This is a genomic window from Bradyrhizobium xenonodulans, from assembly GCF_027594865.1.
In the GTDB taxonomy this organism is placed as follows: Bacteria; Pseudomonadota; Alphaproteobacteria; order Rhizobiales; family Xanthobacteraceae; genus Bradyrhizobium; species Bradyrhizobium xenonodulans.
In genome coordinates this window covers 964,302-987,901 of sequence record NZ_CP089391.1, presented here as the reverse complement: position 1 = coordinate 987,901, position 23,600 = coordinate 964,302, and the positions used below count along the sequence as shown (strand labels likewise).

Genomic DNA, 23,600 nt, shown 5'->3' with positions numbered 1-23,600 from the left:
GAGCTATCTCGCTCCCTGGGATTCACGCCAGGTCCTGAGCTCTTCGCGCAAGGCGTCCTGCTGCTTTGCCAGGTCCTCGAGCTGATCGCTGGTCGCACCGCGCGTCTTCTGCCGCAGCTCTCTCGATTTGCGCAGGATCTCCGCGACCTTGGGCGGCAGCGGCTTGGTACGCTGACCGCGTTTGGAATCCTTGCTCTGCCGGTCGGTCTCGTCGCGAAGCGCGTTCTGCTCGCGGAGCAGATCGTTCAGCTCGCGCGCGATCTCGTCCATCTCTTTCTGCTCGGCGCTGGGCGGCCCCGGAGGGTTTTCCAGCGCGCGCGCCAGGCGATCGAGCTCGCGCGCGGCCGCCTCGCGGTTGCCGCGCTGGATCAGCCGCTCGATGCGCTTCATCTGGTCGTCGACGCCGATGGCCGGCCGCGCCAGTGGATTGCTGCGCATCTGCTGTGCGTATTGGCGCATGTAATTGTCCAGCGCAGCGCGCAGATTGTCCATGAGCTTCTTGAGCTCTTCGTCGCTGGCGCCACGCTGAAGCGCCTGCTTGAGCGCGTCCTGCGCCGCCCGCAACGCCTTGGCGACGTCGCTGATGTTGCCGTCCTCGATCGTCACCGCGAGCGCCCACAGGCTGGCGACGACCTCGCGCAGCGAATCGTCGGTGCGCGCCGCCTCGAGCTGGCGCGCGATGCTGTGCAGGCCGAGATACTGCCCGGCTTCCGGGGTGAACATCTCGGGCGCGATCATCAGCGCGTCGAGTGCGGAATAGACGTCGGAGTTCTTGTTGGCGTCGAGCGCGAGGATGCGGCGCTGTTCGATCAGCGCGCGGGCGAGCGGCTTGGTGAACAGCCGGCCCGGCAGGCGCATGTTGAAGGGCTCGCTTTTGGCCTCGTTGCCGGCCTCGTCCTTGGCGGTGAGCGTCAGCGTGACGTCCGCGCCGGAATAGGGATCCTCGCTGAGGTCCTTTACCGTCTGGCCGACGCCGTTGCGGGTCCGCGCATTGGGCAGCGTCAGCGCGAATTGCGGCGGCTGGAACAACGGCCGCGCGGCCTTGGCGTCGGCGTCCCTGGTTCCGTCCTTGTCGTCGGCTGCGCGCGGGACGATCTGCGCCGCCGCGCCGGTGACGCCGTAATCGTCCTCGATCTTGTAGGAGAGCTGCAACGCGCCGTAGGCCTGACGCTCGGGGTCCTTGGCGAGCGCGATGGTCGGCGGGCGGTCCGGCGTCGCCGCAAAAGCCCATTGCGGCTGGCCGGAGGGCGCGCGGACATGCGCGGTGCCATCGGCCGTGATGGTGAAATGCTTCTCGTTGGTGCCCTTCGGCGCGGCCTCGGTGGGCGCGACCTCCTTGAGGCCGCCGGACGTCGCAATATCCAGATTGCCGCCGGAGGAGCGCACGATCAGCGTCGAGCCGGCGGGAACCGCGAGCGGCCCGCTGGCGGGTAGCGCCGCGGCTTCCTTGTTGGCGGCCGACAGGATGATCGGCGGCTTGCCGGTGTAGAGCGGCGGGGTGACCCAGGCATCGACGCGGACGTTGGTCGGCGCCAGCACGCCCTTCCAGTCGAACGCGGCCCCGAGCCGCATCGCGCGCTCGTCGCCGGCGGCAAAGAAGGTCGCAACCAGCATCACCATGACCAGCGCGCGCAGTGCCCAGGGATCGTGCAGGGGAAGCCGCGGACGCGGCAGGCCGGCGCGGATGCGCCTCAGCGAAGCCAGCGTGCGCTCGCGCTGCGCCTGCCATAGTGCCAGCGCGACCGGGTCCTTCGAGCTCAGCGTGTCCGTGAGCGTCGTTGCCGGGCGGTGGCGAATGCCGGAGCCACGGTCGAGCCGGCTCAGCGCCTCGTCGCGGCCCGGCCAGCGGAAACGAACCAACGGGATCAGCGCGACGATTGCGACGGCGGCAAAGACGACGAGACCGATGGCACGGACGATGGACGGCAGCACCAGCCAGAGGCCGGCCCATGACGCCACCAGGAACAGGCCGACAACGGTCAGCACCCGCGCCAGATGCGGCCAGGCACGTTCCCACGCGATGGCATAGATGGCCCGATCGAGGGCCTGCGCCAGCTTCAGCCGCGACAGAGCGTCGCCATCGCGGATCGGGTCTGACGGGTCGGGGGTGACGCCGTTCAATCAACTCTCCAGGTTGCCCGGTAGAGAAGCGTATCACAACGGCAGCACTGAGGCATCCGTTCCTGTACGGGAGAGCCCCCCTTTTCCCGCATAACACGAGGACGTGACTGGCCCGGCGCAACCCCGTAATTTCCGCGCCGCCATCCAAGGAAACAAAGGGAACGTCATGGACAAGAAGATGCACGACAAGGGCCTGGAAGTCCGCAAAGCGGTGCTGGGCGAGGCCTATGTCAACAACGCCCTGAAGAACGTCGACGATTTCAACCGTCCGTTCCAGGAGATGCTCAACGAATATTGCTGGGGCACGGTGTGGGGCCGCGAGGAGCTGCCGCGCAAGACCCGCAGCATGCTCAACATCGCGATGATCGCGATCCTCAACCGCCAGCACGAGTTTCGCGCGCATCTGAAGGGCGCGCTCACCAATGGCGTCAGCCGCGACGAGATCCGCGAGATCCTGATGCAGGTCGCGATCTATGGCGGCATGCCGGCCGCCGTCGACAGCTTTCGCATCGCGCGCGAGGTGTTCGCGGAGATCGACGGAAAGGCGTGAGCGGCGTCTTTTTCCACTGTCGTCCCGGGGCGCGCGGGCGCGAGCCCGGGACGACGAGTGGAGAATGATCGCTGCTTCAATCAACAAAGAAAAAAGAAGGAAACACCATGGACATCGGATTCATCGGCCTCGGAAACATGGGTTTCCCGATGGCGCGGCGGTTGATCGAGGCGGGACACAAGCTCGTCGTGTTCGACACCCGAAAGGAGGTCACTGACAAGCTCGTGGCGCGCGGCGCTAGCGCTGCGACATCGCCGAAAGACGTCGCCGACCAGGTCGAGACAGTCATGGCGAGCCTGCCCTCGCTCCAGGCCTCGCTCGAGGTTGCGACGGGCGCGAACGGCGTGATCGAGGGAAGCCGCGCAAAGCGCTTCATCGATCTCTCCACCGTCGGCTCGACCATGGCGTCGAAGATTCACGGACTATTGGCCAAGCGCAACATCGTGCAGATCGACTGCCCGGTCTCCGGCGGTGTCGGCGGCGCCGAGAAAGGCACGCTGGCGGTGATGGTCTCGGGGCCGAGAGCGGATTTCGAGCTGCTCAAGCCCGCGCTCGACGTGATCGGAAAAGTGTTCTTCATCGGCGAGAAGCCGGGCGCGGCGCAGACCATGAAGCTCGCCAACAACTTCCTCTCTGCGACCGCGATGGTGGCGACATCGGAAGCCGTGGTGATGGGCGTGAAAGCCGGGCTCGATCCCGCCGTGATGATCGACGTCATCAATGCCGGCTCGGGCATGAACACCGCGAGCCGCGACAAGTTTCCGCGCGCGGTGCTGCCGCGCAGCTTCGACTTCGGCTTCGCCACGGGATTGATGGTGAAGGACGTGCGGCTGGCGCTGGAGGAGATGAAGCAGCTCGGCCTGTCGATGGAGGTCGCGGACGCCGTCGGGCGGCTGTGGGAGACCGTGATCAGCGCGGAAGGCGCCGAGTCCGATTTCACCGCGGCGATCAAGCCGATCGAGAAGAAGGCGGGCGTCGTGGTTGGGGGGAAGAAATAATCCCCGCAGCCCTCACAGCCACGGCGCGGGCGTATCCATCGCGATGAGCTGCTCGACCTCGATGCGCGGGCGGACTACGGCGTATTGGTCGCTCTTCACCAGCACCTCGGGCACCAGCGGCCGCGTATTGTAGGTGCCGGCCTGCACCGCGCCGTAGGCGCCGGCGGTCATGATGGCGAGGAGATCGCCCGGCTTTGGCGTCGGCAGCGTGCGGTCCAATGCGAGATAGTCGCCGGTCTCGCAGACCGGGCCGACGACGTCGGCCATGATGGTGGCCGCGCTTTCGGCCGGCTGCGTCACCGGCAGGATGTCGTGATGCGCCTCGTACAGCGTCGGGCGGATCAGATCGTTCATGGCGGCATCGATGATGACGAAGTTCTTGCCGTCGCCGTGCTTCACATAGATCACCTTGGCGACCAGGATGCCGGCATTGCCGACGATCATGCGGCCCGGCTCGAACATCAGCGTGCAGCCGAGATTATGGCTGACGCGCTTGACCATGGCGGCATAGGCGTCCGGCGCCGGCGGCGCCTCGCGGTCCATGTAATAGGGAATGCCGAGGCCGCCGCCGAAATCGACATGCGAGATGTTGTGACCGTCGCTGCGCAGCGTCTGCACGAATTCGGAGAGGATGCGGAACGCGGTCTCCATCTTGGAGAGATCGGTGATCTGGCTGCCGATATGCACGTCGGTGCCGGTCACCTCGATGCCCGGAAGTTTTGCCGCGCGCGCATAGACCTCGCGGGCATAGGCGATCGGAATGCCGAACTTGTTCTCGGACTTGCCGGTGGAGATTTTTGCGTGCGTGCCGGCATCGACGTCGGGATTGACGCGGATCGAGATGCGCGCGGTCTTGCCCGTCTCGGTCGCAAGACGCGAGAGCAATTCGAGCTCGGGCTCGGATTCGACGTTGAGGCAGAGGATGTCGGCGGCCAGCGCGGCGCGCAGCTCGGCTTCGGTCTTGCCGACGCCCGAGAACAGGATCTTGCTGGCGGGGATGCCCGCGGCCAGCGCGCGCTTCAACTCGCCACCGGACACCACGTCGGCGCCGGCCCCTAACTTGGCCAGCGTGCGCAGCACCGATTGGTTGGAGTTCGCCTTCATGGCGTAGCAGACCAGCACCTTCTCGCCGGCAAAGGCGTCTGCAAAGACGCGATAATGCCGCTCGAGGGTCGCAGTCGAATAGCAATAGAACGGCGTGCCGACGGCTGCCGCCAGCTCGGACAGATTCACCGCCTCGGCGTGCAGCACGCCGTTGCGGTAGTCGAAATGGTTCATGGCGTTGGCTCAGTTGCCCCAGCCTATTTGCTGGGTCTTTCGTCCAGAAGCGGGTCGAGGATAAACGATTTCTTCTTGCCCTTGGGCGCCGCCGGACCGGCCTCCGCACCGTAGGTGGGATTGAACACGCTTGGCGTTTTCTGGGCTTCGGCCTCGGTATCGGTCGGCGCGGCAATATTAGCCGTGGACGCGCTGGAGGCGGTCGGCGGCAGATCCAGGGGGCCCTTGCGGCCACAGCCGGCCAGCGCGAGCGCCGCCAGGCTCAAGACAATGATGGCCCACCCCGAGCCGGCCGGGCGAAACTTTGACGTCACGACGAAATCCCCACTACGCGGGGCGCACCATACAGAGATTGGCGCGCTCTGGCGAGAGCCGGATGACCATGAAACATAAGCGAAATTTTGCCCTCAGCCCTATTTCCGCTCTTTTTCCAGCCGCTTCGCCCAGGCCTTGGCCTGCGACGCCACGTTCTTCGGCGCGGTGCCGCCGAAACTGGTCCGGCTCTTCACCGACGATTCGACCGAGAGCACGCCGAACACATCCTTCGTAATCTTCGGCTCGATCGCCTGCATCTCCTTGAGCGGTAACTCGTGCAGCGCCACGCCGCCCTCGGCGGCCTTGGCCACGATGCGGCCGGTGACGTGATGGGCGTCGCGGAACGGCATCTTCAGCGTCCGCACCAGCCAGTCGGCAAGATCGGTCGCGGTGGCATAGCCCTCGCCGGCCGCCGCCTTCATCTTTGCCTCGTCGGGAACGAGGTCCCGGACCATGCCGGTCATGGCGCGGATCGCCAGCGACAGCGCGGCAAAGCCCTCCATGGCGCCCTGCTTGTCCTCCTGCATGTCCTTTTGATAGGCGAGCGGCAGGCCCTTCATGACGATCAGCAGGCCATTGAGCGCACCGATGACGCGGCCGGTCTTGGCGCGCACGAGCTCGGCGGCATCCGGGTTGCGCTTCTGCGGCATGATGGAGGAGCCGGTGGTGAACTTGTCGCTGAGGCGGATCAGGCCGACCAGCGGCGAGGTCCAGATCACGATCTCCTCGGCAAAGCGCGACATGTGAACGGCGCAGATCGAGGCCGCCGACAGCGTCTCCAGCACGAAGTCGCGGTCGGAGACCGCATCGAGCGAGTTCGCCATCGGGCGGTCGAAGCCGAGTGCCTTCGCGGTGGCGTGACGATCGATCGGGAACGAGGTGCCGGCGAGCGCGGCGGCGCCGAGCGGCGATTCATTGAGCCGCTTGCGGGCGTCCTGGAAACGGCCGCGGTCGCGCGCGGCCATCTCGACATAAGCGAGCAGATGATGGCCGAAGGTCACCGGCTGCGCGGTCTGGAGATGCGTGAAGCCGGGCATCACGGTCGCGGCATGTTCGAGCGCGCGATTGACCAGCGCGGCCTGGAACGCGGCGAGCGCGGCATCGGTCTCGTCGAGAACGTCGCGGACATAGAGACGGAAGTCGGTCGCGACCTGGTCGTTGCGCGAGCGCGCGGTGTGCAGGCGGCCGGCGGCTGGGCCGATCAGCTCGGACAGCCGGCTCTCGACGTTCATATGGATGTCTTCGAGCGCGCGCTTGAACGTGAAGCCGCCCTTGCCGATCTCTGACAAAATCGTGTCTAGACCCTTGCCGATATTTTTCGCATCAGAGCCCGTGATGATGCCTTGGCTGGCGAGCATCGCGGCGTGGGCCTTGGACGCGGCAATGTCCTGGGCAAAGAGGTGACGATCGACGTCGATGGAGACGTTGATCTCTTCCATGATCTCATCGGGACGTTCCGAGAACCGGCCGCCCCACATCTTGTTGCTCATGATCCCCTGCTCGCGCCTTGTCTTGCCGCAAATTTGCTGGCCGCAGCCAGCCGTATTAAGAGGCCTCTGATAGCCATATCTGCGACCGGATGACAAACGATATGCTCGACAAGACGCCCTCCGCCACGCGCCGGATCCCCATCGTCATCGCCACCGTGGTGGTCGGCGGGCTGGCCGGCTTCGCTGCGCTGTACGGGCTGGGCCTGAGCCGGGCGCCTTCAGGCGATCCGACCTGCAGGCCGGCGGTGGCGACGGCGCAAAAAATCGCCCCGCTCGCCCATGGCGAGGTCGCCGCCCTGACGATGGCAAGCGCGCCTCTTAAGCTGCCCGACCTCACCTTCGAGGATGCCGACGGCAAGCCGAAAAAGCTGTCCGATTTCCGCGGCAAGACGCTGCTGGTGAACCTCTGGGCCACCTGGTGCGTGCCGTGCCGGAAGGAGATGCCGGCGCTGGACGAGCTTCAGGGCAAGCTGTCGGGCCCGAATTTCGAGGTGGTGGCGATCAACATCGACACCCGAGATCCCGAAAAGCCCAAGACCTTCCTGAAAGAGGCCAATTTGACCCGGCTCGGCTATTTCAACGACCAGAAAGCCAAGGTTTTCCAGGATCTTAAGGCCATAGGCCGGGCATTGGGCATGCCGACCTCGGTGCTGGTCGACCCGCAAGGCTGCGAGATCGCGACGATCGCGGGGCCGGCGGAATGGGCGAGCGAGGACGCGCTCAAGCTGATCCGGGCCGCGACGGGCAAGGCCGCCGCGTCGCTCTAGGAACTCAGGCCGTCACGTTGAGGTTGCCGCCGACGCCGGCGCCAACATTGGCAAGCGAGGGCTGACCGGCACCGAGCAGCGTCAGGACGGTGGATTTCTCCATATCCAGGTTCTGCTTCGTCAGCGTCGCCGCGATATTCGATTGCAGCGCGCCTTGCTGAGCGGCCAGCATGGTGCTGACCATCGCCATCATGTCCATTACGCGAACCCTCGTACCGGCTGCAGCCTAGGCGCGAGGGGTTAATGCGACATGAATTGTCACGAAGCAGATCGGGATCAGCGCGTCGGAACCGGCTTGGCGCCGCGGTAATCGTAGAAGCCGCGCTGGGTCTTGCGGCCGAGCCAGCCGGCCTCGACGTATTTCACCAGCAGCGGGCACGGGCGGTATTTGGAGTCGGCGAGGCCCTCGTGCAGGACCTGCATGATCGACAGGCAGGTATCGAGACCGATGAAATCGGCAAGCTCGAGCGGGCCCATCGGATGGTGCGCGCCGAGCTTCATGGCCGCGTCGATCGCCTCGACGTTGCCGACGCCTTCATACAGCGTGTAGATCGCCTCGTTGATCATCGGCAGAAGGATGCGGTTGACGATGAAGGCCGGAAAATCCTCGGAGACCGCGACCTGCTTGCCGAGCTTGCCGACGAATTCCTTGGACGCCTCGAAGGTCGAATCGTCGGTGGCGATGCCGCGGATCAGCTCGACCAGCTCCATCAGCGGTACCGGATTCATGAAGTGAATGCCGATGAAGCGCTCGGGCCGGTCGGTGGCGGCGGCAAGGCGGGTGATCGAGATCGAGGAGGTGTCGGAGGCGACGATCGCCTCCGGCTTCAGCACCGCACAGAGCTCGTGAAAGATCTTGCGCTTGACCTCTTCCTTTTCGACCGCGGTCTCGATCACGAGGTCGCAGTCGGCGAGGTCGTCCAGCTTCTCGGCCAGCTTGATGCGCGCCATCGCCTTGGACTTCTCGTCCTCGGAGACGGCCTTCTTGGAGACCTGGCGCGCCAGGTTGCCGTTGATGGTGGCCATGCCCGACTTGAGCCGGTCGGCCGAGACGTCGTTGAGCACCACGTCGAAACCGGCCAGCGCCGCGACATGCGCGATGCCATTGCCCATCTGACCCGCGCCGATCACGCCGACCTTCTTGATCACTGCCGCCATAATATCATCCACCGGAACGGCGCGCTTGCCGCGCCCTGCCTATCCCCGAAGCCGGGAGTCCCGATTTAATCAGAACCTTGGCTCGAAACCTAGATTGGATCGCTTCCCTGGCGTGCCCCACGCCAAAGAAAACCCCTCAAAAAGAAACACCGGCCAGAGTTTATACCTCCGGCCGGTGTTTTTTACGCGTTTTACTTGCCGAGCTTGGCGAGTTCGGCCGTCAGCTCAGGAACCGCCTGGTAGAGGTCGGCGACCAGCCCGTAATCGGCGACCTGGAAGATCGGCGCGTCCTCGTCCTTGTTGATCGCGACGATCACCTTGGAGTCCTTCATGCCGGCCAGATGCTGGATGGCGCCGGAAATGCCGACCGCGACATAGAGCTCGGGGGCCACGACCTTGCCGGTCTGGCCGACCTGCCAGTCGTTCGGAGCATAGCCGGCATCCACCGCCGCGCGGGAGGCACCGACGCCGGCGCCGAGCTTGTCGGCGAGTGGCTCGATGTACTTGGCGAAGTTCTCGCGGCTCTGCATGGCGCGGCCACCGGAGACGATGATCTTGGCCGAGGTCAGCTCGGGACGGTCGCTCTTGGCGACTTCCTCACCGAGGAAGGACGACAGGCCCGGATCGGCCGCAGCCGCGACGCTCTCGACGGACGCGCTGCCGCCGGCTGCTGCCGCCGCGAAGGTCGAGGTGCGGACCGTGATGACCTTCTTGGCGTCCTTCGACTTCACCGTCTGGATGGCGTTGCCGGCATAGATCGGACGCTCATAGGTGTCGGGGGCAACCACCTTGGTGATCTCCGAGACCTGCATGACGTCGAGCAAGGCAGCGACGCGCGGCATCACGTTCTTGAAGCGCGAGGTCGCCGGCGCGACGATCGCGTCATAGGACGGGGCCAGCGAGACGATCAGCGCGGCCAGCGGCTCGGCGAGATCGTGCGCATAGGGCTCGCCCTCGGCGACCAGCACCTTGGCGACACCGGCAAGCTTCGCGGCCGCGTCGGCCGCAGCCTTGGTGCCCTGCCCGCCGCCGGCGACCAGCACGTGGACGTCGCCGCCGAGCTGGGACGCCGCGGTGAGCGCCTTGTTGGTGGAGTCCTTGAGGACCTCGTGTTCGTGTTCGGCAATCAGCAAAGTCGTCATCAGAGCACCCCGGCTTCGTTCTTGAGCTTCGACACCAGCTCGGCGACGTCCTTGACCTTGACGCCGGCCTTGCGGCCCGCGGGCTCAGCCGTCTTCAGAACTTCGAGACGCGCGGTGATGTCGACGCCGTAATCGGCGACGGTCTTGTCCGCGATCGGCTTCTTCTTGGCCTTCATGATGTTGGGCAGCGAGGCATAGCGCGGCTCGTTGAGACGGAGATCGGTGGTAACGATCGCCGGTCCCTTCAGCTTCACGGTCTGCAAGCCGCCGTCGACTTCGCGGGTGACCTTGAAGTCAGAACCTTCGACCTCGAGCTTCGAGGCGAACGTCGCCTGCGACCAGCCGAGCAGCGCGGCCAGCATCTGGCCGGTCTGGTTGCTGTCGTCGTCGATCGCCTGCTTGCCGAGAATGATCAGGCCCGGCTGCTCTTCGTCCGCGACCTTCTTCAGGATCTTGGCGACTGCGAGCGGCTCGACGTTGCCTTCGGCCTTCACCAGGATGCCGCGATCGGCGCCCATGGCAAGACCGGTGCGGATCGTCTCCGACGCCTGCGCAGGTCCAATGGAGACCACCACGACTTCGGTCGCCTTGCCGGCTTCCTTCAGGCGCAGCGCTTCCTCGACCGCGATTTCGTCGAACGGGTTCATCGACATTTTGACGTTGGCGAGTTCAACGCCCGATCCATCGCCCTTGACGCGGACCTTGACGTTGTAATCGACCACCCGCTTTACCGGCACCAAGACCTTCATCGATCCTCTTTCACTCAATTTGGGAGGGGGGTTATCAACTGGCGCGGAACCTAAAGGCCTGATCCGGCCCGGTCAACGCGCGAAGGGGCCAAATTTTAGACCTTAGAAATGCACGGCTCAATGGGCGGCGATCGCGGATCAGCGATTCTGGCCCGGAACCCAAAGCACGTCGCCGCCGCCGTTCTGGTTAGCGGCCCGGCTGGCCACGAACAGGAAGTCGGACAGGCGGTTCATATATTGAATGCCAGCGCTACCAACGGTCTCGCCAGGCCGGGCCGCCAGTTTCACCATCACGCGTTCCGCCCTGCGGCATATCGTGCGGGCGACGTGAAGGTAGGCGGCGGCCGGCGTACCACCGGGGAGCACGAAGGAGGTCAGCGGCGCCAGCTTGTCGTTGAGCGCGTCGATGTCGCGCTCGAGCCGCTCGACCTGGCTCGCCACCACCCGCAGCCGCTCCGCCTTGCCTTCACGTTCGGGGACCGCGAGGTCCGCGCCGAGGTCGAACAGATCGTTCTGGATGCGGCCAAGCATCGCGTCGAGCGCCGGCGCGTCCTTAGTATGGAGCCTGACCACGCCGATCGCGGCATTGGTCTCGTCGACCGTGCCGTAGGCCGCAATGCGCAGATCGTATTTCGGACGGCGCTCGCCCGAGCCAAGCGCTGTCGTGCCATCGTCACCGGTCTTCGTATAGATGCGGTTCAACGTGACCATGTGGTTTCCTTGATTCTAGGGCATGACCTTGTCGGAAAACCGCTTCGCACTTTTCCGGATCATGCCCTACCGCCCCATCGCCCAGACCGCGAGCATCGCGATGATGATCGCCACGAACTGCAGCAGCACACGCCAGCGCATCAGCTTCTGCGAGGTATTCGGCGAGCCGCCGCGCATCATGTTGATGAGCCCGAGCAGCAGCACCAACGCCACGGCGCCGGCAGCCACCGGCAGGATGAAAGTCGTCAAGAGAGATGCCATTCGAGGGTAGATAACACCGTGTGCGCCGCTCCGCCATGGCGTTCCCGATCTGGCTTTCGAGGCGATAATGTCAGAAGCTAGCTGGATGATTTCCGATTTGCGCGAACGGCCCGTCCTCTTCGCCTCTCCCCGCTTGCGGGGAGAGGCCGGAATGCGCGCGCAGCGGGGATTCCGGGTGAGGGAGAGTCTCCACGAATCCCACTGCCGCCGTCCCCGCGGACAGTCCCCCTCACCCGCACGCGGGGAGAGGCGAAGCCGGGGCAAGCCGTGAAAGCCGTCCGCTACATCTACTGCGTTTTGGAGGACGCCTTCTACACGTTCCTGGCCGATGACGGCTGGGCGATCGCGAGCCACATCGCGCTGTCGACGCTGATGGCGCTGTTCCCGTTCCTGATCGTGCTGACGTCGCTGGCCGGCTTCTTCGGCTCCAAGGAACTCGCCGACCAGGCCGCCAGCCTGATGCTTCAGATCTGGCCCAAGCAGGTCGCCGATTCGATCTCGGGGGAAGTCCACGACGTGCTGACCACGACCCGCACCGGTATTCTGACGATCGGTGCGGCGCTGTCGGTCTATTTCGCCTCCAACGGTGTCGAGGCGTTGCGGGTCGCGCTCAACCGCGCCTATGCGGTGGTGGAGATGCGGCGCTGGTACTGGCTGCGGCTGGAATCGATTGCCTACACGTTGATTGCCGCCTTCACCGCGCTCGCCATGGCATTCCTGATCGTGCTCGGGCCGCTTCTCATCGAGGCGGCGCGACGCCATATCCCGCTGTTCGTCGAGTCAAACGAAAGCATCCTCACCTGGCTGCGCTACGGCATCACCATCAGCGCGCTGGTAGTGGCGCTGATCATCCTGCATGCATGGCTGCCGGCGGGCCGGCGCGGCTTCCTCCAGATCCTGCCCGGGATCGTCTTCACCATCGTGGCGTCGCTGATCTCCGGCATCGTGTTCGGCCAGTATCTGGCGCGCTTCGCCAACAACTACGTGACGATGTATGCGGGGCTCGCCTCGGTGATCATCGCGCTGGTGTTCCTGTATTTCATCGCCGCGATCTTCGTTTACGGCGGCGAGCTCAACGCCGCGATCATCAAGTCGCGGCTTCCTCACGGCGTTTCGCTTCAAGCAGCGCAGTCGCTAAAGCCCTCGGAGACACAGGCTTGACCAGGAAGGCGTCGGCGCCGGCCTCGCGCGAGGCCGCCTCGTCCTCGCCGCGCCCCGAGACGCCGATGATGGGGATCCGAGCCAGCGGCGCCGGCATGGTGCGGATCCGCCTGATCGCCTCGACGCCGTCGATGCCAGGCAGCACCATGTCCATCAGCACCGCATCGAACCCGCCCTGGGCGAGCCGGTTCACCGCATCCTCGCCGCGCCCGATGAACTCGGCATGATGGCCGAGCTCGGTCAAAATGGTGTTGAGCACGACGCGGCCGAACGGATTGTCCTCGACGCTGAGCACGCGGAGCGCAGCCACCGCATCCGCCCGGGAATCGTCCTTCGACTTGCGGGACTTGCGCGATTCCGTCGCGTCGAGTGACATGGTCAATGTGAAGGTGGCGCCGCCGCCGCGCCGCGGTGCGACGGTGATGTCGCCGCCCATCGCGCGTGCCAGTTGCTTCACGGAGGAGAGCCCGAGGCCAGCGCCGCCGAAGCGCGAGGCGATGGTGACATTGGCCTGCGTGAACGGGCGGAACAGCCGCTTGATCTCGGCCATGGTCAGGCCGATGCCGCTGTCGGACACCGCGAAGGCAACGCCGACCCTGCTCTTCTCCTTTGCCTTGTCTTTTGCCTTGCCCTTCGCTTTGCCTTTGGCGGGACGCCAGGGCGCGACCGCGAGCGCGACACCGCCGTGCTCGGTGAATTTGACGGCGTTGTCGATCAGGTTCTCGAGCGCCGCGCGCAGGCGGACGGGATCGCCGACCACCAGCCCGGGCAACTTATCGGAGATCTCGACCTCAGCCTGGAGGCCCTTGGCCGCAGCGCGCCCGGCCAGCGAATCGCCGGCGCTGCGGGCCAGGGCCCGCAGGTCGAACAGATCCTGGCGCAGCGAGCTGCCGCCCCCCCTGCCGTTGCCGGTTCTGGCGGCATCTACGAACAGGGTGGCAAGGCTCGCCAGATGCTCGGCGCCGGCCTTGATGGTGTCGGCCCAGCGCCGCTCCCGCTCGCCGAGATCGGAGGTCGCGAGCAGGTCGCTGATCGCAAGAATGCCGGTCAGGGGAGTGCGGACCTCATGGGCAAAGGCGGCGAGCGCGGCCTGGACCACGTCCGGCGTCACCGCCTTGGCGCTGCGCTTGGGCGACCGGCCGGCCGGCCCGGACCGCTTCCGAGCCATTCGCTTGGACGTCCGCGTGGTGCGCGCTGCGCGCGTTTTCGCCGCCATAACTCCCCTTCGAAGTATCCCCTTCGAACCCCGGGCCGTCAGGTGAGCATGGCACGACGGAACCCCCGGAGTCACGGCGGTGTTTGGCTAACCCCCAGAGAAACTTAACCTAATCCCACCAGCCGACGGATACCGGCAGGCGAGGCACCGCCGGCGCGCAGCTCCCGCAGACCGGTCGAGCGGCTTGATTTCGACAGCTTCCGCCGCTCCCCGTCCAAAATCAGGGCGTGGTGGCGGTAGACGGGTTCGGGCAGGCCGAGCAGGACCTGGAGCAGGCGGTGGACCGAGGTGGCGTGAAACAGGTCCTGGCCCCGCACCACCTCGCTGACGCCCTGGAGGGCGTCATCGACGACAACAGAGAGGTGATAGCTGGTCGGCGTCTCCTTGCGGGCCAGGATCACGTCGCCCCAGGCCTCCGGCCGCGCCTGGACGACGCCGCATGCGCCGTCAGCCCCCTCGCCCAGCTCGTTCCAGGTCAGGCCGGTGACGCGGCGACACGCGCCTGCCATGTCGAGCCGCAGCGCATAGGGCGCGCCTGATGCGATCAGCCGCGCCCGCGCGTCGGCAGAGAGTGATTTGGCGGCGCCGGGATAGATCGGCGCGCCGTCGGGATCGCGTGGCCACGGCCCGTCAGCTTCGCGGGCCGCGACCAGCTTTGCGATCTCGGCGCGGCTTTCGAACGCGGGATAGACCAGGCCGAGCGCCGCGAGCTTTTCCAGCGCGATGCCATAGTCGGCGAGATGCTCGGATTGCCGCCGCACCGGCGTCTCCCAGGCAATCCCGAGCCAATTGAGATCTTCGTCAATCGCCGTCTCGAACTCCGGCCGGCAGCGCGTCGCGTCGATGTCCTCGATCCGCAGCAGCAGCCGCCCGCCGGCCGCGCGCGCGCAGTCGAAGTTCAGCAGCGCCGAATAGGCGTGGCCGAGATGCAGGTAGCCGTTCGGGCTGGGGGCGAAACGGAAAACGGGTGGCGCCATACGAAGGATCTCGTCATGGCCGGGCATAGCAGTCCGAAGGGACGGCGTCGCTTTCGCTCGCCTATGTCCCGGCCATCCACGTTCTTCATTGCCACAAGCCAACGATGTCAAGATCACAGGCACGAGCAGATGCGACGGCCGCCGCTCATGCTAACAATGATGCGCGGTTAAATAGACGTGGATGGTCGGGTCGAGCCCGGCCATGACGCCGGAGAGAGTTTGCGGAGCCATATGACCATCCACCTCGAAACCCAGTCCGATCTCGAAGAGGCCGTCCACGCGCTGGTCAAGCGCGATCCGCGCCTCAAGCCCGTGCTCGAGATCGCCGGCATGCCCGCGTTGCGGCGGCGCGAGCCGGGCTTTGCGGGGCTGGCGCACATCGTTTGCGGTCAGCAGCTCTCGACGGCCAGCGCCGCGGCGATCTGGGGGCGGCTGTCGGCGGCGTTCGATCCGTTCGACCATGACGCGGTGCGCCGCGCCCGCACCGACCGGCTGGGGCGGCTCGGCCTGTCCGCCGCCAAGATCAAGACGCTGAAGCATCTCGCGCGCGAGATCAATGCACAGCGGCTGAACCTCGACGTGCTCGCGGAGGAAGACGCCGAAGCCGCGCATCACACGCTGATTTCGCTGCCCGGCATCGGGCCGTGGACCGCAGACGTCTATCTCCTGTTCTGCCTCGGGCATGGCGATGCCTGGCCGGCCGGCGACATCGCCGTGCAGGAGGGGATCAAGGTTGGCCTGGGGCTCCAGGCGCGGCCGACGGAAAAGCAGATGGCGCCTCTGGCCGAGCCATGGCGACCGCTGCGCGGCGCAGCCGCGCATCTGTGGTGGAGCTATTATCGCGTGATCAAGAAGCGCGAAGGCGTCATCGGCAACCAGCCCTAGCCCCGCAGCCGCTCGCGGTCGGCGCGGGCGCATTCGGCCACGAAGTCGACCACGGCCCGCACCGCGGACAACTCGACCAGATCGGGATGGGCCAGCAGCCAGAGATCGGCGACGCTGACCAGCTTCTGCGGCGCGACGCGCACGAGGTCCGGATAGCTTTCCGCGACGAAGCAGGACAGCGCGGAGATTCCGATTCCCGCGCGCACCGCCGCCAGCATGTCGCCCTGCGAGGAACAGCGCATCACCATGGTGCCCTGACGCGTGATCGTATCGCTCCAGCGCGCCAGCTGTGCATTGGAACCCTGATCGGCGAAGCCGATGACGCTGTGCCCCTTCCACTCGCCACTCCGCTCCGGCAGGGGCCGGCCGGCGGCATAGTCACGCGAGGCATAGAAGCCGGTGCCGAGACGGCCGACCTTGCGGCCGACCAGGTTTTCCTCGCCACTGTCGACCGGCCGTAGCACGACGTCGGCCTCCCGGCGCCGCACGCTGGCCGGGAACGGGTGGGTGATGATCTCCAGCCGGATGTGATCATGCGCGCCCAGAAAGGACCGCAGCCGCGGCATCAGCCAGTGTGAAGCCAGCGTCGCTCCGATCGACAGCTTGACCGTGCCGCGCGCCTTGCGCCCGCCGGCGCCGACAGCGGCCTCGGCCCGGAGTGCTGCGACCGCCATCGCCTCCGCGTGTTCGCGCAGGGTCCGGCCGTCGGCGGTGAGCACGAATCCGTCCGCGCCCCGCGCCAGCAGCTTGGTGCCGAGTTGCGTCTCCAGCGCCGCAATCTTGCGGCTGACGGTCGGATGGCTGGCGTGCAGACGCCGCGCCGCCGCGGTGAAGCTGCCGGTGTCGGCCACCGCAACGAAGGTCCTGCAGAGATCCCAATCCACCGCCGCCTCCGTTCAAAGCTGAATATGGGTATGTTCAATATTGAACGATCCGCGGCCTGCCGTCCAACCCTATAGTGGAATCAAAGGCGCACGCGGCGGATACCCGCCGGCGCGACAATCGACATGGAAGCGCTCACAATCGGCCGGCAGGCTGTCGACGCGCGTTGTCAGGAGGATCGGATGGCACTGCCCGCCCTGCTCAGGAACAATCTGGAGCTGCCCGTCGTCGGCTCGCCGCTCTTCATAGTCTCTGGACCGGAGCTGGTGATCGCCCAGTGCAAGGCCGGTGTCGTCGGCTCGTTCCCCGCGCTCAATGCCCGTCCAGTCGAGAAGCTCGACGAGTGGCTGAGCCGCATCGAGGACGAGCTCGGCGAATACAAGTCGCGCAATCCCGGCAAAAAGGTCGCGCCCTACGCCGTCAACCAGATCTGCCACGCCTCCAACGACCGGCTGATGAAGGACATGGAGACCTGTGTGAAGCACAAGGCGCCCATCATCATCACCTCGCTGCGGCCTCCGGCCGAGATCGTCGAGGCCGCGCATTCCTATGGCGGGCTGGTGTTTCACGACGTCATCAACGTCAAGCATGCGCGCAAAGCCGCCGAGCAGGGCGTTGATGGCCTGATCCTGGTCTGCGCCGGCGCAGGCGGACATGCCGGCATGCTGTCGCCCTTCGCGCTGGTGCGCGAGGTCAAGCAATGGTTCGATGGCGCGATCCTGCTGTCGGGCGCAATCAGCGACGGTTTTGGCATCGCCTCCGCGCTGACGCTGGGCGCCGACCTCGCCTATATGGGTACCCGCTTCATCGCGACGCAGGAAGCCAACGCCGACGAGGCCTACAAGTCGGCGCTGACGCAGCACGCCGCGCACGACATCGTCTACACCAATTTGTTCACCGGCGTGCACGGCAATTATCTCGGCCCCTCGATCGCCGCGGCCGGGCTCGATCCGGACAATCTCCCCATCGCCGACAAATCGAAGATGAATTTCGGCTCCGGCGGCAACATGAAATCCAAGGCGTGGCGCGACATCTGGGGATCGGGCCAGGGCATCGGCCAGATCGTGGATGCGCCTCCGGTTGCAGAGCTGGTCGGCCGGATGAAGGTGGAGTTCGATCAGGCGCGGCAGGATTTCCTCATGCGTGCCAGCGCCTGACGTTTCGAACTGACAAGACAAACGGGAGGACATCATGAAGCTGGCAGCCGCACTGATCGGCATGTCGTTGCTGACGCTCGCCGCAGGGACCGTCCATGCCGAAGGCAGCGACGAGATCCGCATCGGGCAGACCCTGCCCTATAGCGGTCCGGCCTCCGGCTTCGGCGCGATCGGACGGACGCAGGAAGCGTTCTTCGAGAAGGTCAATGCCGAAGGCGGCATCAAGGGCCGCAAGGTCAAGTTCATCACGCTTGATGACGCCTACTCGCCGCCGAAGACGGTCGAGCAGACCCGCAAGCTGGTGGAGCAGGACGAGGTCCTGATGATGTTCGGCTCGCTCGGCACTGCCACCAACAGCGCCGTGCAGCGCTACCTCAACGGCAAGAAGGTGCCACAACTCTTCGTGCTCTCGGGCGCGACGAAATGGGCCGATCCGCAAAAATATCCGTGGACCATGCCGGGCATGGCGGCCTACGAGTCCGAAGGCGTGGTCTATGCCAAGCACGTGCTGCGCACCAAACCCGGCGCAAAGATCGCCATCCTGTCCCAGAACGACGATTTCGGCCGCGACTATGTCGCCGGCTTCAAGCGCGCACTCGGCGACAAGGCCGCGAGCATGATCATCGCGGAGCAGACCTACGAGACCAGCGCACCGACGATCAGCTCGCAGCTCTCGACCCTGAAGGCATCAGGTGCCGACGTGCTGTTCGGCGTCGTGCTCGGCAAGTTCACCTCGCAGATGGTGAAGGGCGTGGCCGAGATCGGCTGGAAGCCCGACCTGTTCTTCGTGCCAACCTCGGCGTCGTCGATCTCGTTCCTCGAGCCGGCCGGGCTCGACAATTCGGTCGGTCTGATCTCGTCGAGCAACCAGAAGGACACGATGGACCCGCAATGGGCCGACGACCCCGGCGTGAAGGAGTATTTCGCCTTCATGAAGCAATACATGCCGACCGCGGACCTCTCCAACTCCAACTACGCGGCCGGCTACCATTACGCGACGCTGCTGATGACCGTGTTGAAAGCATGCAAGGACGATTTCAGCCGCGACAGCATCATGCGCCAGGCGGCCTCGCTCAAGGAGGTGAAGCTGCCGCTGCTGCTGCCGGGCATGTCCGTTACCACCGGCCCCGACGACTATCTGCCGTTCCAGCAGCTTCAGCTCCGGCGCTTCAACGGCAAGAGCTGGGTGGGCTTTGGCGACGTGCTGGATGATCGCTAGGCTCGACCAAGGGAAGGATACGCCATGATCATCAGCGGCGAACGCCGGATCAGCTATGCCGAGATCCAGGCCCGCATCAGGCGGGCGGCAAGCGGGCTTCGTACGCTAGGCCTCGCCGAAGGTGTTCCGGTCGCCATGATGCTGCGCAACGATTTTGCGCTGTTCGAGGTGGTTGCCGCGTCTGCCGCGCTGGGTAGTCCGGTGGTGCCGATCAACTGGCACCTGAAGGCCGATGAGGTCCGCTACATCCTGACCGACAGCGGCGCGAAGATCCTGGTCTGTCATGCCGATCTGCTGCCGCAGATCCGCTCCGGCCTGCCGGCGGACGTCCGCCTTCTCGTCGTCACGACACCGCCCGAACTCGCGGCGACCTTCGCAATTCCTTCTGATATGGCCGCGGTCCCGGCGGAGCTGACCGATTGGGACCGCTGGCGCGACGGCCATGCGGAAACCCAGGAGCCACCGCGTCGCGCCGCGGCGATGATCTACACCTCGGGGACCACGGGCATGCCGAAGGGCGTGCGGCGCATGCCGATGCAGCCGGAGCAGGCAGCCGCCTCCGAGCGCGTGGGCGCGATCGCCTATGGCATCAAGCCACGGGACAATCAGGTCGTGCTGATCAACGGCCCGATGTATCACTCGGCGCCGCACTCCTACGGCATGTTGGCATTCCGCAGCGGCTGCACCATCGTTCTCCAGGCGCGGTTCGACGCCGAGGAACTGCTTGCGCTGATCGAGCGCCACCGCGTCACCCACATCCACATGGTGCCGACCATGTTCGTGCGGCTGCTGCGGCTGCCCGAGGCGATCAGAAATCGCTATGACCTCTCGTCACTGCGTTTCGTCGTGCATGGCGCCGCGCCCTGCCCGCCCGAGATCAAGCGCGCCATGATCGAATGGTGGGGACCGGTCATCAACGAGTATTTCGGCTCGACCGAGACCGGGATCCCGGTGTGGCACTCCGCCGAAGAGGCGCTGAAGAAGCCCGGCACCGTCGGCCGCGCCATCGAAGGCGGCATCGTCAAGATCTTCCGCGACGACGGCAGCCTCTGCGGCGCTGGCGAGGTCGGCGAGATCTACATGCGCCAGACGGCCGTGCCCGACTTCGACTATCACGGCAAGGCGCAGGCCCGCGCCGAAGCAGGCCGCGACGGCCTCGTCAGCGTCGGCGACGTCGGCTATCTCGACGCGGACGGTTATCTGTTCCTGTGCGACCGCAAACGCGACATGGTGATCTCGGGCGGCGTCAACATCTATCCCGCCGAGATCGAGAACGTGCTGATCGCACTGCCCGGCGTGCGCGATTGCGCCGTGTTCGGCATTCCCGACGCAGAATTTGGCGAGCGGCTGTGCGCCTGCATCGAACCGGACACGGGCGCGCAACTCTCCGCCGCGGCCGTGCAGGCATGGCTACGCGAGCGATTGGCCAACTTCAAAGTGCCGAAGGACATCCAGTTCATGGACGCCCTGCCCCGCGAGGCGACCGGAAAGATCTTCAAGCGCAAGCTGCGCGATCCCTATTGGGCCGGCAAGGGTACGGGCGACACCTAGCGCGGCGCGAACAGCGTTTCAAACAATGTTGCTGTTGCAAAGGGCTCACGGGTGAAAGAGAAGATAGCGGCACGGAAAAAGCCGAGGCCTTCACCATGACATCGACCGACTTCGTCGTTGCCCGCAACGATCTCGAGCAGTGCAAGCTGATTGAGACCGTAGTCCCAGACCCGGCCGCGCTGCCCGCGGATGCGCTACTCGTGAAAGTCGACCGCTTCGCGTTCACCGCCAACAACATCACCTACGCCGTGATGGGCGACGAGCTGAAATACTGGCAGATCTTTCCGGCGCCGCAGGGCTTCGGCAACATCCCGGTGTGGGGCTTTGGCGAGGTGATCGCCTCGAAACATCCCGGCGTCGCCGTCGGCGAGCGACTGTTCGGCTATTTCCCGATGGCGACGCATCTGGTCATCGAGGCCGCCGACGTCGGCAAGCGGGGCTTGCGCGATGGTGCCGCACACCGGCAGGGCGTCGCGCCGGTCTACAACGCCTATGCGCGCATCGGTGGAGATCCGGCCTATGCCGGCAAGCAGGGCGACTATCAGGCGCTGCTGCGGCCGCTGTTCATGCTGTCGTTCCTGGTCGACGACTTCCTCGCCGAGAACGACGATTTCGGCGCGCGCAGCGTGCTGCTCTCCAGCGCTTCCAGCAAGACCGCGTTCGGGCTTGCGCATCTCCTGCACACGCGCGGCCGCAAGGTGATCGGGCTGACGTCGGCGGGCAATACCGGCTTCGTGACCTCGCTCGGCTGCTACGACGAGGTCGTCATTGCGGGCCGAGCTGCATCACCATGTCCGCGACCAGATGACATGCTCGGTGCGCGTCGGTTTGACGCATCGCGCCACCGACGCCGACGAAGGCGCCCTGCCCGGCGCGAAGCCGCGCTGGTTCTTCGCGCCCGACCACATCCGCAAGCGTTCCAAGGATTGGGGTCCGGGCGGCATCGAGCAGCGTTTTGGCGCGGCATGGTCCGGCTTCGCACCGCTGCTGGAGACATGCCTGACCGTGGTGGAGAGCCGCGGCCCGGAAGCCGTGCGGCAAATCTATCTCGACACGCTGAAGGGGCGCATTCCGCCGGAGCAGGGCCACATGCTCTCGCTGCTCGGGTAAAGCGCTTTTGACATGGCCTGATCCAGTATAGCGTCTCCTTCAAGGGAAACGCCGCGAAGACGGCCACGAGGTCGCGCATGCTGGATCGTACGAAGGATATCGCTACCTCCGCGCAGGCCTGGCTCGACGAGTTCGAGCGCACGCTGGGTATGCCCGATCCCGCCGCGTTCGACCGCCTCTTCCTCTCCGACAGCTTTTGGCGCGATGTGCTCGCACTGAGCTGGAACCTGCAAACGCTCGCCGGCCGCGATACGATCGCGCAGGAGCTGACCACGCTTGCGCTGAGAGCGGCGCCTGCCAATTTCAAGATCGCCCCCAACCGCGCAGCGCCCCGCTGGGTGACACGCGCAGGTATCAACATTATCGAAGCGATCTTCAGTTTCGAAACTGCGATCGGCCGCGGCAGCGGCATCCTCCGGCTCGTTCCCGATGCCGCCGACGGCGACCGTCTCAAGGCGTGGACGCTGCTCACCGCGCTCGACGAGCTCAAGGGCTTCGAGGAACAGCTCGGCACCTCGCGGCCGCGCGGGCAGGCCTATTCGCGCGATTTTCGCGGACCGAACTGGCTCGATCTGCGCAACGCCTCGCGCGACTATTCCGATCGTGATCCGGCCGTGCTGGTGGTCGGCGGCGGCCAGGCAGGACTCGCGATCGCAGCACGGTTGAAGCAGTTGCAGGTCGACACGCTGATCGTCGATCGCGAGGCGCGGATCGGCGACAATTGGCGCAAGCGCTATCATGCGCTGACCCTGCACAACCAGGTGCAGGTCAATCACATGCCCTACATGCCGTTCCCGCCGAGCTGGCCGACCTATATCCCCAAGGACAAGCTCGCCAACTGGTTCGAGGCTTACGTCGATGCGATGGAGCTGAATTTCTGGACCGGCACCGAGTTCGAAGGCGGCGCCTTTGACGAGGCGACGAGACGATGGACGGTGACGCTGCGCCGCGCCGACGGCAGCCAGCGCACCATGCATCCGCGTCATGTGGTGATGGGGACCGGCGTCAGCGGCATCGCCAACGTACCTGACATTCCGACCCTGAACAATTTTAAGGGAACGCTATTGCATTCCAGCCGCTATGAGGACGGCGAGAACTGGACCGGCAAGCGTGCGATCGTCATCGGCACCGGCAACAGCGGCCACGACATCGCGCAGGATCTTTATTCCAGCGGCGCCGGCGTGACGCTGGTGCAGCGCTCGCCCACGCTGGTCACCAATATCGAGCCGTCGGCGCAGCTGGCCTACGCGACCTACAACGAGGGCACGCTCGAGGACAACGATCTGATCGCAACCTCGATGCCGACGCCACGGGCGAAGAAGACCCATGTGATGCTGACGGAGCAGTCAAAGGAGTTCGACAAGGAGCTGCTCGACGGCCTGCGCAATGTCGGCTTCAAGCTCGACTTCGGCGAGGCCGGCACCGGCTGGCAGTTCAAATACCTCACCCGCGGCGGCGGCTATTACTTCAACGTCGGCTGCTCCAATTTGATCGTCGAAGGCGCGATCAAGCTCAGGCAGTTCGACCACATCGAGAGTTTTGCGGCCGACGGTGCGCGGATGAAGGACGGCACGATCGTCCCAGCCGATCTCATCGTGCTCTCCACCGGTTACAAGCCACAGGAATATCTGGTGCGAAAGCTGTTCGGCGATGCGGTCGCCGACCGCGTCGGCCCGGTCTGGGGTTTTGGCGACGGCTTCGAACTGCGCAACATGTATGCGCGCACGAAGCAGCCCGGCCTGTGGTTCATCGCCGGCAGCCTGGCGCAATGCCGGATCAATTCGAAATACCTCGCGCTCCAGATCAAGGCGATCGAGGAAGGGATTTTGGGCGTGAGGCGGGCACGGCCTGAACCTTTCGTGGAGACCGTGTCGCACCACGACGGCGAATAAAGGGAGAATA

The 23,600-nt window shown here is 65.5% G+C and carries 22 protein-coding genes and 1 pseudogene; 10 read left to right on the top strand and 13 right to left on the bottom strand.

Translation table 11 applies throughout. The annotated features are described in order from the left end of the window. Positions 1 to 3 precede the first annotated feature (3 nt). The gene (locus I3J27_RS04670) at positions 4 to 2,121 is read right to left on the bottom strand and encodes a TIGR02302 family protein (RefSeq protein WP_270165784.1); all 2,118 of its coding nucleotides are present in this window, start codon (positions 2,119 to 2,121) and stop codon (positions 4 to 6) included. A gap of 166 nt (positions 2,122 to 2,287) precedes the next feature. Here I3J27_RS04670 and I3J27_RS04665 point away from each other — a divergent pair, with 166 nt between their 5' ends. After that, a complete protein-coding gene (locus I3J27_RS04665; protein WP_014491654.1) occupies positions 2,288 to 2,671 on the top strand; it encodes a carboxymuconolactone decarboxylase family protein in 384 nt (127 codons plus the stop codon). A 107-nt stretch (positions 2,672 to 2,778) separates the two neighbouring features. Further along, on the top strand, positions 2,779 to 3,669 hold the full coding sequence (locus I3J27_RS04660) for an NAD(P)-dependent oxidoreductase (RefSeq protein WP_270165777.1): 891 nt from the start codon (positions 2,779 to 2,781) through the stop codon (positions 3,667 to 3,669). A 12-nt stretch (positions 3,670 to 3,681) separates the two neighbouring features. Here I3J27_RS04660 and lysA read toward each other — a convergent pair whose 3' ends face one another. The 3 genes from lysA to argH form a co-directional block, all read right to left on the bottom strand. Continuing rightward, positions 3,682 to 4,947 (bottom strand): diaminopimelate decarboxylase, encoded by a 1,266-nt coding sequence (gene lysA / locus I3J27_RS04655; protein ID WP_270165775.1) that lies wholly within the window; start codon positions 4,945 to 4,947, stop codon positions 3,682 to 3,684. Positions 4,948 to 4,970: 23 nt separating this feature from the next. Continuing rightward, entirely contained in the window at positions 4,971 to 5,261 is a 291-nt protein-coding gene (lptM, locus tag I3J27_RS04650; protein ID WP_270165773.1) for an LPS translocon maturation chaperone LptM, read from the bottom strand. A gap of 99 nt (positions 5,262 to 5,360) precedes the next feature. Continuing rightward, entirely contained in the window at positions 5,361 to 6,752 is a 1,392-nt protein-coding gene (gene argH / locus I3J27_RS04645) for an argininosuccinate lyase (RefSeq protein ID WP_270165771.1), read from the bottom strand. Between the two features lie 101 nt (positions 6,753 to 6,853). On the opposite strand from argH, the gene tlpA reads away from it, so the two are divergent. Next, positions 6,854 to 7,519: a thiol:disulfide interchange protein TlpA gene (gene tlpA, locus I3J27_RS04640; protein ID WP_270165769.1), complete on the top strand. Its 666-nt coding sequence runs from the start codon at positions 6,854 to 6,856 to the stop codon at positions 7,517 to 7,519. Positions 7,520 to 7,523: 4 nt separating this feature from the next. Here the strand turns inward: tlpA and I3J27_RS04635 are convergent, their stop codons facing one another. The 6 genes from I3J27_RS04635 to I3J27_RS04610 form a co-directional block, all read right to left on the bottom strand. Beyond that, positions 7,524 to 7,718 carry a hypothetical protein gene (locus I3J27_RS04635; RefSeq protein WP_270165767.1) on the bottom strand — a complete coding sequence of 65 codons (195 nt, stop codon included), beginning with the start codon at positions 7,716 to 7,718 and terminating at the stop codon, positions 7,524 to 7,526. A gap of 77 nt (positions 7,719 to 7,795) precedes the next feature. Beyond that, entirely contained in the window at positions 7,796 to 8,677 is an 882-nt protein-coding gene (locus tag I3J27_RS04630) for a 3-hydroxybutyryl-CoA dehydrogenase (protein WP_270165765.1), read from the bottom strand. Between the two features lie 191 nt (positions 8,678 to 8,868). Then, positions 8,869 to 9,819 (bottom strand): electron transfer flavoprotein subunit alpha/FixB family protein, encoded by a 951-nt coding sequence (locus I3J27_RS04625; protein WP_270165763.1) that lies wholly within the window; start codon positions 9,817 to 9,819, stop codon positions 8,869 to 8,871. After that, complete coding sequence (locus tag I3J27_RS04620) at positions 9,819 to 10,568, bottom strand: electron transfer flavoprotein subunit beta/FixA family protein (protein WP_270165761.1); 750 nt, start codon at positions 10,566 to 10,568, stop codon at positions 9,819 to 9,821. Before I3J27_RS04620 ends, I3J27_RS04625 begins: the two co-directional genes overlap by 1 nt. A 138-nt stretch (positions 10,569 to 10,706) precedes the next feature. Continuing rightward, entirely contained in the window at positions 10,707 to 11,279 is a 573-nt protein-coding gene (locus I3J27_RS04615) for a cob(I)yrinic acid a,c-diamide adenosyltransferase (RefSeq protein ID WP_270165759.1), read from the bottom strand. A 66-nt stretch (positions 11,280 to 11,345) separates the two neighbouring features. Then, a complete protein-coding gene (locus tag I3J27_RS04610) occupies positions 11,346 to 11,540 on the bottom strand; it encodes a twin transmembrane helix small protein (RefSeq protein WP_270165757.1) in 195 nt (64 codons plus the stop codon). A gap of 267 nt (positions 11,541 to 11,807) precedes the next feature. On the opposite strand from I3J27_RS04610, the gene I3J27_RS04605 reads away from it, so the two are divergent. Beyond that, positions 11,808 to 12,701 (top strand): YihY/virulence factor BrkB family protein, encoded by an 894-nt coding sequence (locus tag I3J27_RS04605; RefSeq protein ID WP_270165755.1) that lies wholly within the window; start codon positions 11,808 to 11,810, stop codon positions 12,699 to 12,701. Here the strand turns inward: I3J27_RS04605 and I3J27_RS04600 are convergent. Both I3J27_RS04600 and gluQRS read right to left on the bottom strand, forming a co-directional pair. Next, the gene (locus I3J27_RS04600) at positions 12,628 to 13,917 is read right to left on the bottom strand and encodes an ATP-binding protein (RefSeq protein WP_270165753.1); all 1,290 of its coding nucleotides are present in this window, start codon (positions 13,915 to 13,917) and stop codon (positions 12,628 to 12,630) included. The genes I3J27_RS04605 and I3J27_RS04600 overlap by 74 nt on opposite strands. Before the next feature lie 104 nt (positions 13,918 to 14,021). Next, positions 14,022 to 14,894 carry a tRNA glutamyl-Q(34) synthetase GluQRS gene (gene gluQRS / locus I3J27_RS04595; protein WP_270165751.1) on the bottom strand — a complete coding sequence of 291 codons (873 nt, stop codon included), beginning with the start codon at positions 14,892 to 14,894 and terminating at the stop codon, positions 14,022 to 14,024. A gap of 231 nt (positions 14,895 to 15,125) precedes the next feature. On the opposite strand from gluQRS, the gene I3J27_RS04590 reads away from it, so the two are divergent. Further along, a complete protein-coding gene (locus tag I3J27_RS04590) occupies positions 15,126 to 15,779 on the top strand; it encodes a DNA-3-methyladenine glycosylase family protein (RefSeq protein ID WP_270165749.1) in 654 nt (217 codons plus the stop codon). On the opposite strand, the gene I3J27_RS04585 is transcribed toward I3J27_RS04590, so the two are convergent. Continuing rightward, a complete protein-coding gene (locus I3J27_RS04585; protein ID WP_270165748.1) occupies positions 15,776 to 16,663 on the bottom strand; it encodes a LysR family transcriptional regulator in 888 nt (295 codons plus the stop codon). The genes I3J27_RS04590 and I3J27_RS04585 overlap by 4 nt on opposite strands. 180 nt (positions 16,664 to 16,843) lie before the next feature. Between I3J27_RS04585 and I3J27_RS04580 the strand changes: the two genes are divergently transcribed. The 5 genes and pseudogenes from I3J27_RS04580 (at position 16,844) to I3J27_RS04560 (ending at position 23,590) form a co-directional block, all read left to right on the top strand. Continuing rightward, a complete protein-coding gene (locus I3J27_RS04580; RefSeq protein ID WP_270165746.1) occupies positions 16,844 to 17,818 on the top strand; it encodes an NAD(P)H-dependent flavin oxidoreductase in 975 nt (324 codons plus the stop codon). Positions 17,819 to 17,852: 34 nt separating this feature from the next. Further along, on the top strand, positions 17,853 to 19,037 hold the full coding sequence (locus I3J27_RS04575) for an ABC transporter substrate-binding protein (RefSeq protein ID WP_270165744.1): 1,185 nt from the start codon (positions 17,853 to 17,855) through the stop codon (positions 19,035 to 19,037). A 24-nt stretch (positions 19,038 to 19,061) separates the two neighbouring features. Further along, positions 19,062 to 20,588, top strand: a complete 1,527-nt coding sequence (locus tag I3J27_RS04570) for an acyl-CoA synthetase (RefSeq protein ID WP_270165742.1) — start codon at positions 19,062 to 19,064, stop codon at positions 20,586 to 20,588. 95 nt (positions 20,589 to 20,683) lie between these two features. Continuing rightward, positions 20,684 to 21,698: pseudogene (locus tag I3J27_RS04565) on the top strand (DUF2855 family protein). Between the two features lie 77 nt (positions 21,699 to 21,775). Beyond that, the gene (locus I3J27_RS04560; RefSeq protein WP_270165741.1) at positions 21,776 to 23,590 is read left to right on the top strand and encodes a flavin-containing monooxygenase; all 1,815 of its coding nucleotides are present in this window, start codon (positions 21,776 to 21,778) and stop codon (positions 23,588 to 23,590) included. Positions 23,591 to 23,600: the final 10 nt, after the last annotated feature.